This is a genomic window from Methanolobus sp. (assembly GCF_030682845.1).
GTDB lineage: Archaea > Halobacteriota > Methanosarcinia > Methanosarcinales > Methanosarcinaceae > Methanolobus.
Genome location: NZ_JAUXNK010000027.1, coordinates 1 through 6692 on the forward strand (window position 1 = coordinate 1; position 6692 = coordinate 6692).

Consider the following 6692-nt stretch of genomic DNA (forward strand, 5'->3'; position numbering starts at 1 on the left):
GCAGGAGCTTTTATCGTACATTTGCAAGAATGGAGAATTACCGAATGATCTCATTTTTCAGGACTTGTGAAAAAATAAGCATGCCATATTGTGGTAGCAGACTGTACTGACCATGAGGATAGTAACTGTTTAGTTTTCCGGTAAAAGATAAATGGATTGAAGACAGAATAAGGATTGGTAAACAATGATCCCGGATAAATGTAGTTTTTGTAAAGGCAAACTTGTTGAGGGAAAACACGAGTTTGTTGTGAAGACAGGTGAAACCGTGCTTGCAATCAGGGATGTTGATGCTTTTATCTGCCAGGAATGCGGTGAAGCATACTATACCTCGCAAACTTCCGGACGTATAGATAAGGTTATGCGTGAATTTCATGATTCTTCCCTGCGTGTTCATCCAATTGCAGCTGGAGAAGTCAGCCTTAGTGAGATAGAGGCTGAAAACTGCTGATCATCAGAGTGATCTTTTTTGGAATACGCCGCCTGCGGCGGGATGGTTGCGTTTGTAATTCGATGATTAGCTTGAGACCACACCATACAGAAGCTCTGCCTTGTAGAAATTAACATTTTGAAGAACAGTTCAAGCAAAAACATATATTTCTTACACTAAAAAAAAGCCTCAAGACAGTTAGAACCACCAGAGTTTGTAAATCAGTATTGGTTACACTGTAATTTTTATTTTACAGTTTCATTCTGAAGGCTCATGTCAGGGAAAGGTTGGAGATGTTAAAACTTTAAATTGCCATAGAATAAAAGAATAATTTGACAAGAATTCAAAGGCATACCACTTGCTGCAGTGTGCCCGGAATTCTTGCCTGTCTGGGTGGACTTCCCAAATTGCGCTGTTGTGTCCGGCAATCTAAAGTTAATAATTCATTATTTTCTCTGACCGGTCCATCCTCCGCTCCAGCTTGCACTGTCTGAACCATATCTCCAGTTACCAGTAAATGAATTGCCGTCTGCACTTAACTTTAATTCCACATCTCCTGCATCGCTGGGACCTTTATATGATGGACTTTCAGACCATGTTCCAATGAAAACATCGCCGTTTACGACACCTACTAATCTTCCTTTGTCATGGGTATATTCACCTATGATCTGATTCCCAGACCTCTCGAATTTCATATCTCCCCAATTTGATGTCCATTCACCAACAAAGCTGTAATCGGTTTCTTTGACTTCAAATCCGCTTTTAGGGACCGTGAGTCCTTCCACGTTTCCAGAATCGGATTCAATAGAACCGATATTGTCAGACAGAATATCCAGTGGTATTGATTCGGTAGGGCCATCAATTATCTCAAATTCAACAGACTCTGAAACACCTGAGCCCGTTATTTTCACATTGTATTTACCAAGGGGCCATCCGTCATCCGGCTTCTCGAGAATGAATGCTCCTCTTCCAAAATCCTCGCCGGTCTCGGACTCAAATGTGTGTATCAGATAATCCTGATCCAGATATCTCCATTCGATGGTCAGGATATCATTGTTAAAATTATCATAGATAAACCAGACATATAATTTCTCTGAATCCTTTGAATATTTCAGTACTTTATCAACAGGAATGAAGTTGTTTATTGAAGAAGTCATCATAACTTCCAGTAATCTGGGATTGCCATCCCGTGTCATATCTCCATATTTCTCAGTTATTGCATTGACCATTTCAGCTTCTTCTTCTGTTGAGCCAAAACTTCCTGGCTTGTAAGAATCTGTAATGTCCACACATCCTGACAGGAGAATGCTTACCACCAACAATACATATAAGATCATTTTGTATTTCATGATATCACATCTTTTGGGCTCTGTAGAAAACCGATCGAAACCACTAGAAGGATATCAAAACTGTCAAATATTTTCAATAGCTGACAGTACATTTTCAATTATTGCTAATTTCCATTCTTGCCTGAATATCGAGGATTTCTACAGAGCCATCTTTTGATAATTACATATATGTAAATTACTTTATGTGTGCTTAACTTATATAAATATTTAGAAAAATTAACGATGCTGAACATATTCTCCTTACAGAAGATGTTGAAAATGAAGAAGATGGTATCAGTTTCGTACCGCTGTGGAAGTGGCTGCTGAGATGAAATATGATCTGATCATCTGAGTTTTTTTATTGGGTCGATTTTCCTCTAATAAGCTGTATGAGTTTCTCTTCTACCTCTTTCATTTTTTTTTCACTCAGTATTCCCAGTTCATATTCTATTATATCACCCGTCGCAGTGAATATCTTGTTTGTCCGGACCAGACTATCGGTTTTAAGGGTGCCTTTTATGAGGTCATTTTTTCCAAGCGTAACTTCGTAAGAATCATGCATGTGATTTGATGTGATCTGGCACAGGACATAATCGTCACCATTAAGGTCAACAATAACTAAGGCGGGGCGCCTTTTGGTTGCGGTCAAATCAGAGAACGGAAACGGCAGTACAACTATTGACCCTTTCTTAAATGTGACCATACAATATCACCTTATATTCTTGATCAATGCTCAGAGATACTCCCAAGCTTCATCTTCTTCGGGACTGTCCCAGAGCTTTGATAGAGATCTCTCTGACGCCAGAGCAGTACCCATCTTCCACTCGATATCTTCGATCGGGCGAACCTCAATATGATCATCCATGGCTATTACAGCAACCTTGCTTCCAGCGCCAAAAGCTCCTTTGCGCATGCCAGAAGGTATCACTATCTGCCCCTTACTGGTTATCGTTACAGTCCTTATATCTAAAATTGACATGAATATTTACCTCTTGCATCTTACATGTAAGATAAATAATCTATTATTATATATGGTTTGTGAATCTCCCACAGATCAATTGCTATTATGTATAGGTAGCCTATCTGCAACTTTTTTAATTCACCAGCATAACTTGATAAGGCGGCCACCGTCAGAGATCCATATCAAGGGGAGTCTTAATAAGCCGGTGAAGGATCTATGGGGACAGTACTTTAATGTCCATTAATATTTTTTACGATAAATTGAGGAAGGATGCCTGCAGCTGAACAGGCTGTCCGACAATTCAATTTAATCGCAAAAACGGAGAAAAAGAAGGCATATAAAGCTTTTAAATCGGGGTAACTATTCAGCCTAGCTCACTTCCACCAAGCTGATTTCTCTATCTGCGTTCAATTCTGCAATAACGGAATAACTGAATCTCCACGGAATATTGCACTGATCGAGTCGATAACAGATAGAGAATTCTTGTGAACGGTAGAAACGTATCCTCTAATGCGGCAGAAATTTCTAGCACCCTGTTCACTGCGGAAAGTACCCGATATCTTCTGCTGTACTTTGGTCATTCTGATATCCCTTTCAGCCTGATTGTTATCGAACGCAACGTTTGGGTCGTACATAAACCGTAAGATATCCTCTTTGTACCCAATAAACCTGTCCAGCAAATTCTTTGCTGTAGTTTGCTTCTTGCGTCCTCGTTTTTTAGGATGCACATTTGATTGCGGGTCAGGAGGGTTTTCGTTCATTCCAAAGTAAGTGATATGATCATAATCCTCACTGAACCTTTGAATTAGCTCGGCTTATAAAAGACCATGGTCTGCATGATCTTTGGTGCACATTAATAGATCACCCATCATCCTTGGCCATAGTTGATCAGTGTTCTCGCAAACTCCTGTCAACTCTCTCAACAGATGTGCATTGCACAATGAGTGCTGACATTGGTATTTATGATAGGGTTTCCAGAAATCATGTGTTGCAACACCAGTGTAACCTGGCAGAATGCCCATGGCATCCATTGCTTCTGATCCCCTTTTACTATGTGCAAAATAATAGGTCAGTTTGCCAGTACCTGCTACATGAAGCCAATTGCCAACTGCATTGATTCTCATTCCTGTTTCATCCAGGTTGATTACAGGAGATTTTTTAAGGAGATGTTTCACTTCGCTTTCAAATGGTTCAAGTTTACCAAAGCAACTGCTCACCATGTTTACTATTGTACCAGGACTTATCTTGCATCCTAACAAGTCAAAGAACAAACTGGCTACACGCTTATAAGGAAGTAATTGGTTTATGCACAAATAAACTGCAACGGACTTAGCTCGGTGACCATATTGAGTTGGCTGAGTTACGCCATCTGGAAAAACAGCTTTGTTTACGTGAGAACATTTAGGACCTGTTTTTATCAGACTACGATGTTCAATGCACTTGAGATTTATCGGTGGAATGTCAAAGATCTGTCTTCGTTGATAATCTGAACTAACAGAAGCTAACGATCTCCCACAATTGGCACATTTGTCAACAGGATGAACAATAACTTCATCTGGTTCGTCATTCATTGTTAATGTAGTACCTGGATGACCATTTTGACCACCTACGGATCTATCGCTCTTTTTTCTCTGACTTTTAACGTTTTGTTTCTTTCGTGCATGAGAGTCAGTAGAAGGTGGTTTGCTGCTATTGCAACTGTTCTTATCAAGCATCTCTTCCAGATGTCTGACACGTTCCTCAAGCTGTTCTATAATGCCAAGTAATCGAATCACAAGCTCTACTACTGCATCAGGACCAGCTTTATAAATTGCAAGTATTTCTTCACGGTCTATACAAATCCCCCCGGTTTGATAGACGTTTTAACGACATTCAATGAAGAGTTTGATTAATAATAGAAGGAAGTCATGGTATATTGGTTTTTACATTATCAATAATAATCGGGTTGAATAGTTACGTAAATACTACTCTTATTAACTAATTAAGACTGTGTTCTTGGAGAGGTAAGACACATAAATAATTCCCTATTAATGAAAAAATCAGTTTCGATAAGCATTTATTGATACATCTCAACTTTAAGACAATATGCGATAAGTATATTAAAACCAATCAAAAATTATTTTAAATTATATTGTGAATTATGGCTATGCAGTTTGGTTAGAATTTTTTATAATAGTATGGTGCTTACTTAATATATATTTTTACTGATTCAGAAGGTAGTTTCAATAAGGGTATATAATGTGCTACCTTAAATAGAATCGGGCATGGTAGTAACTGGAGATAAGCGAAGATCGTATAATCCTCTTACACATGTGCCCCCTGTAAATAAGTGAAGCATAACCCAAATTTACCATATCGTACTATAAAGTCCCCTTCAAAAAGTTCAGATAGCTCTCAGCAACCCAGGAGAGTTTGGTTTAATTGGGAAATAGTGCAGCTTGTTGCAGGAGGTCCACCAAGGGCATCATATCCCCGTATGATGTCCGCATCATATCCCTTATGATGTCCTTTTCTTTTATTCGAAATTCAGTTTCAATAAGCGTATATATTTTACTACCTAAAAAGAATATGCGGCAAGATTAATAACTGACCACCAATTATGGGCACCAATTCAATCCTGGTGCCCGCCGCATCTGAAGTGCTTGAGCATCTTTCTATTAATTCCATCGATGTGCATCCAAATCACCCTCTTTTTCCTTATTTTCTTTGTAAATAGAGATAGTAAGTACAATGTTTAGAGGTTTGTTGGATGTCCGTGGGGTCTGTTTAAAGATACAACTCCTCATCTGAAACTTTTTAAAATTCACGGGATTTATTTTCGCGAGCATTCTGCAAACAGATGAATACTTATATATGTTCCACCAGATTTACTTGAAGAGTACATTCCGGGTAAAGAGGTGTGGGGATGCCGGGGAAGTTTATCGGGTATAAGGATGAGATTAAGGAGATAGAGGATACTATCATAGATTTTGGCTCGCAACCAGCTGCCAACATAGCCATAATCGCCGGACCTTATACAGGAAAGACGACCCTTATGGACAATTTGTATTACAAATTTTCGTTGATGTCCACCAGAATAAAAATCCCTGCTGAATGGGATAGTTATGAAGATTGTGAGAAAGCACTTAACGGGGTTCAGGAAAAGATAGTTTTCATCGATGACTGTCATCTGCTGTACAGGAGAAGGGTAGGTGGTTTTCAAGCACTTGAAAAATACCTGGATCATATTGCAACTCCCCCGGAGCATCTGTTCATAACTTCCTGGAACTTCTTCTCATGGGAATATCTCAACGAAATGCTTCACATCGAAAAGCATTTCCACACTCACATCCACCTGCATGGGCTTGAAGCTGATGAAATTAAGTCCATTATTATGTCTGACTACAATAACGGGGAAGTGATATTTGAAAACGGGGACAAGAACACCATAGAACGATACCTTATATTTGAAAACTATCCTCTGCGAATAAAGAACCTCGAAAGAACTATCAATATCCCTGTTCCCAAACTGAATTACAGTTTACTAAATAGTCAGCTAAACAATTTCTTAAACCATGTATTAAAAAAAAAGCCACGACAAAATGAAAAAGAAAAAACACCTGAAGATCTGGCATTCATCCGAATAAAGGACATCTCTTCCGGTAATATCCGGCTGGCACAGATTATCTGGCAAAAAAGCCTGCACAATTCGACCATCAAAGTAGACGAGATATATTCACCCTCTTTTAAGACCAAGCTTGACTATGACACAACATTTGTCGGTTTCCTGATACTTTCAATGGGGAGGGTAACTCCAAATAGTCTTGAAGACGCTATCGGGGATGAGATAGATGTAATAAGGTCCCTGGCAATTCTCCGAAAGAACGGGTTGATCGACATCAGGGACAGAATATGCTCTGTAAATCCCGAAGCAACAAAATACATTGAATCACTGGCCAAAGATGCGAGGATGAGCTAATGTCGGATCATAATCCAA

General features: G+C 39.1%; 5 protein-coding genes and 1 pseudogene. 2 read left to right on the forward strand and 4 right to left on the reverse strand.

Features of this window, described 5'->3' with window-relative positions:
• Positions 1-184: 184 nt before the first annotated feature.
• Positions 185-448 (forward strand): type II toxin-antitoxin system MqsA family antitoxin, encoded by a 264-nt coding sequence (locus tag Q8J68_RS02515; RefSeq protein WP_305309983.1) that lies wholly within the window; start codon positions 185-187, stop codon positions 446-448.
• A 425-nt stretch (positions 449-873) separates the two neighbouring features.
• On the opposite strand, the gene Q8J68_RS02520 is transcribed toward Q8J68_RS02515, so the two are convergent.
• The 4 genes and pseudogenes from Q8J68_RS02520 to Q8J68_RS02535 form a co-directional block, all read right to left on the reverse strand.
• Positions 874-1776 carry a hypothetical protein gene (locus Q8J68_RS02520; protein WP_305309984.1) on the reverse strand — a complete coding sequence of 301 codons (903 nt, stop codon included), beginning with the start codon at positions 1774-1776 and terminating at the stop codon, positions 874-876.
• Between the two features lie 337 nt (positions 1777-2113).
• On the reverse strand, positions 2114-2458 hold the full coding sequence (locus tag Q8J68_RS02525) for a type II toxin-antitoxin system PemK/MazF family toxin (RefSeq protein ID WP_305309985.1): 345 nt from the start codon (positions 2456-2458) through the stop codon (positions 2114-2116).
• A 30-nt stretch (positions 2459-2488) separates the two neighbouring features.
• Positions 2489-2734, reverse strand: coding sequence for an AbrB/MazE/SpoVT family DNA-binding domain-containing protein (locus Q8J68_RS02530; RefSeq protein WP_305309986.1), 246 nt, complete (start codon positions 2732-2734; stop codon positions 2489-2491).
• A gap of 389 nt (positions 2735-3123) precedes the next feature.
• Positions 3124-4557, reverse strand: a pseudogene (locus Q8J68_RS02535) (IS66 family transposase).
• Positions 4558-5621: 1064 nt separating this feature from the next.
• Between Q8J68_RS02535 and Q8J68_RS02540 the strand changes: the two are divergent.
• Positions 5622-6674, forward strand: a complete 1053-nt coding sequence (locus tag Q8J68_RS02540) for a hypothetical protein (RefSeq protein ID WP_305309987.1) — start codon at positions 5622-5624, stop codon at positions 6672-6674.
• Positions 6675-6692: the final 18 nt, after the last annotated feature.

What these genes read in the sequence shown, in the direction of transcription:
- Q8J68_RS02515 (WP_305309983.1), top strand. Translation starts at nt 185, where the DNA reads ATGATCCCGGATAAATGTAGTTTTTGTAAAGGCAAACTTGTTGAGGGA.
- Q8J68_RS02520 (WP_305309984.1), bottom strand. Translation starts at nt 1,776, where the DNA reads ATGAAATACAAAATGATCTTATATGTATTGTTGGTGGTAAGCATTCTC.
- Q8J68_RS02525 (WP_305309985.1), bottom strand. Translation starts at nt 2,458, where the DNA reads ATGGTCACATTTAAGAAAGGGTCAATAGTTGTACTGCCGTTTCCGTTC.
- Q8J68_RS02530 (WP_305309986.1), bottom strand. Translation starts at nt 2,734, where the DNA reads ATGTCAATTTTAGATATAAGGACTGTAACGATAACCAGTAAGGGGCAG.
- Q8J68_RS02540 (WP_305309987.1), top strand. Translation starts at nt 5,622, where the DNA reads ATGCCGGGGAAGTTTATCGGGTATAAGGATGAGATTAAGGAGATAGAG.